Annotated in this window: 2 protein-coding genes; one reads left to right on the top strand and one right to left on the bottom strand. The window is 39.1% G+C overall.

Annotated features, from left to right (window positions below; translation table 11 throughout):
• Window positions 1-312 (top strand): VOC family protein (locus tag IKV95_RS05270; RefSeq protein ID WP_287451478.1); only part of this gene is annotated, 312 nt, incomplete at its 5' end.
• Between the two features lie 71 nt (window positions 313-383).
• On the opposite strand, the gene IKV95_RS05265 is transcribed toward IKV95_RS05270, so the two are convergent.
• Window positions 384-3,128: MMPL family transporter (locus IKV95_RS05265; protein ID WP_287451477.1), on the bottom strand; the 2,745-nt coding region annotated here is incomplete at its 5' end.

Genomic DNA, 3,128 nt, shown 5'->3' with positions numbered 1-3,128 from the left:
TGGACTGAAAAAATCGGTTTCACTCAGCTAGCTGAACATAACGAAGCTGGGATGCGTTGGATAAATATCGCTCCCACATCAACAACAGAAACACAGTTTGTACTTCACGATAAAAAACAAATTGCAGCAATGCATCCAGAAGTACCTTTGGCTACACCTGCTTTATTATTCTACACAAAAGACATTCAAAAATTACATGAGGCCCTTTTTAATAAGGGGATACCTGTTGGGGATATTGTAGAAATGGGCGGTAGTCTCACCTTCAATTTCCCTGATCCTGATGGAAATTATTTCGCTGTGAAAAACAGTTGAACTTTTTTATGTTATCAACACACGAAACAAATAACAGCAGACCGACATCAGTGTCAGCCTGCTGTTATTTTTTAATTCAGCTTATTTTTGTTAAATAGTCGACGGATTTTTTCTGTTAGCCCCATCATTGCTGTGATATAGATGGGAATCATCACTAGACTTAGCAGTATCAAACAAATGATAACAGCAATAGCTACTTGCATTAACGTGAGAATTCCTGAAGGTATTAATGCTGCAAATGTTCCCCCTAGAATCACTGCTGCCGCCATAATGACACCACCCATTTCTTTAGATGCAGCCACTATTCCTTCATAACTATGTGATTTTTCTTCGCGGTAACGCATCATCAAGAAAATACTATAATCAACACCTAAAGCCACACTCATAATAAAACAAAAGAAAGGGACATTCCACCCTAACATGGCATCTTTAAATAATAGTCCACTGACTAATTCAGTTAAACCTAAAGCAGTAAAGTAACTAATTAATAACGACGAAATAATAATGAGTGTCTGCCATGCCGAGCGTGTGATAAAGACTAACACAAGACCGATACCTATCAACATAATAATAAGCGTGCGTGTAAAATCATCTTGTGAAAGTGTTTGTAAATCAATATTTTGAACTGTTTTTCCTCCAAGAACTAACTGTTTATTTTCTAGTTCGGACGATTCATTTGCAGCTGCTACTTTACGATCTATGGTTTCAACAATCGCCATCGCTTCTTTGCTATATGGGTTCACATCCAGTACAATTCCAAAACGCATGGTGCGCTTATCTTTAGACATATACGTTGTGATGCTCTCTTGAAATTCTGCACTGTTAATTACTTTCTTGGGAATAGCGAACGTTGATCCATCATCTTCTTTACTCATCGAACCGATATATCGCTGTGCATCACCAAGCCCTGTTTTCACCTTGCTTAAACCAGCAGTGCTCGCCGACATGCCTTCTGCCAATACTTTCATTTGGCCTTCTAATTCTCCTAGTCCTGATTGTAATTGTACCTGTCCTTTGTTCAATTGTTTCAGGCCACCTTCAACAGCAACGCTACCATCTTTTACTTTTATACTTCCAGTTTCACCTGTACGTAAACCTGTAGCAAGTTCTTTGGCCCCTGTTTCTAATTTTACAACAGCTGTCTCCATCTGATTTAAACCATCTGATAGTTCATTGAAGGTAGCTTCAGCCGCTTTTAAACCTGTTAGTGATTGTTCATACTTCGGTTGCACGGCTTTTAAACCTTCGCCAACAGTAGACATTCGTTCCTGTCCTGTGATGGCTCGCGCTAACGCATCTTGCATTTCTGGTAGCTCTTCAGACTCTGGCAATTCTTCCATTACTGCATAGAGGTTTTCTTCAATCTGCTTATAGTTATCCGTTTCATTCTCGATAACAGCATTTACAGCATCAAAGGCCTCACCAAAAGCACCGACACTCGCAGAAAATGCGAGATAGATTCGCTTAAACTCTGTGATGCCTGTATTTAATTCTGTCAGTTCAGCACGTAATTGACCTAATCCAGTTGCGAGTTGATCTGCTCCCGCTGCTCCTTTTGAGAAGCCCGTTGTTAATTCGCCGACAGCACTTGTGAGCTTGGATGTCCCTTTGCTTATATCACTTGTACCATCAATTAATTGTTGCACATTTTCTGCACCTGATACATCATTAGCAGCTAGTTTTTGCTCCGCCTCTGTCAAACCACTGTTAATGGTTGACAACCCTTTATTGGCTTTATCTAGCCCGCTATGTAATTGACGCGATTGTTCTTTCGTATACAGATTATCTACACGTTCCCCTAAAGGACGCGTTACAGAATAAACCGTTGCCACGCCATCAATATTTGCAATCTCAGCAGCAAGTTCATCGACCGCTTTTAAATCTGTCGGATTAGCCATGGGTTGCTCGCTTTTAATTGCTAAAGTTGTGGGTGCCGATAACCCTGCAGGGAAATGTTTAGTAATAAGCGTAATCCCTTGTTTTGATTCATATTTATCATTGATTTCCACTAAATCATCATAGTTTAATTTACCTGAATAATTAAGCATAAATGGCACAGTTAAAACCGCCACTATTATTAATGCAATGACCGGACGATAAAAGGCCTGTTTGGATAAAAAGCCCCATAGTTTACTTGATTGATGTCCCGCAAAATTTTTAGTTGGCCAAAATAACTTTTTCCCTAGCAAAGCCATGAAAATTGGATTTAGTGTTAATAACACCAACAATAGTACTGCTACTCCAATCGCTACAGGTGAAGCTGCTTGGTAAATTTTAAACTGCGCAAATATCAGTGCGGCAAAACCAATGAAAACGGCGACACCACTATAAATAACAGTTTTACCCGCCGTTTGATAGGTTGTTTTAATCGCAGACCCAACACTTTTTTGTTTTGATAACTCTTCCTTAAAACGCGTAAATAATAAAATATTATAATCTGTCCCCACACCAAATAAAACAACGACCATAAACACTTGGGTGAAATTAGAAAAAGGAAAACCAAAATGTTGTACTAATTGGGCGGTAATACCTAATGCCACAACATATGAAATGCCAACGCTCAGTAACGATATGATAGGAACAATGGGCGAGCGAAACACCAACACTAATACAAGTACGATAAATATAATAGCAATAACTTCTGTTTTCTCAACGCCCTCATGTGTTGCTTTTGCAAAATCTTCTAATACGAGTGCATTACCTGTTAAATAACTTTCAACGCCTTTTATTTGGAGTTCTGGTCGAATACGATCACCAATTTCAGTAATTGTTCCTTCTCGCAAAACTTCTAGTTGAAGCATGACCGTTGTCCCATC

It is taken from the genome of Brochothrix sp. (genome assembly GCF_017549435.1).
GTDB lineage: Bacteria > Bacillota > Bacilli > Lactobacillales > Listeriaceae > Brochothrix > Brochothrix thermosphacta.
The sequence above is the reverse complement of the archived record's forward strand: the minus strand, read 5'-3'. Positions and strand labels throughout refer to the sequence as shown.